Below are 231 nucleotides of genomic sequence, written 5' to 3'. Positions count from 1 at the left end.
CGTGCTCGCCACCGCCGATCAATACGCCGCCAAGCAGGCCGTGTTCGGCATCGATACGGCGTTGAAGGCGATCGCCGAGCACAAGAAGCAGTCGCAGTTGTCCGGCGTGGTGGAAACGCCGTGCGACCTGGTGACGAAGTAAGCGTCGCCGGGAAAACACCGCAATAAGCACCGCAATAAGCACAGCAACGAGCCCGGCTCCAGGGTTCGCGCTCACGCCGTCGCATGCCC

Annotated in this window: 1 pseudogene; it reads left to right on the top strand. The window is 63.6% G+C overall.

The window, feature by feature from the left end:
* Nucleotides 1-142: pseudogene (locus SB771_RS37435) on the top strand (sugar ABC transporter substrate-binding protein); the annotation flags it as partial.
* Nucleotides 143-231: the final 89 nt, after the last annotated feature.

It is taken from the genome of Burkholderia sp. SIMBA_051, assembly GCF_046534915.1.
Lineage (GTDB): Bacteria > Pseudomonadota > Gammaproteobacteria > Burkholderiales > Burkholderiaceae > Burkholderia > Burkholderia ambifaria.
Note: the sequence above shows the minus strand (reverse complement) of the source record. Positions and strands in the feature narration are given on the sequence as shown.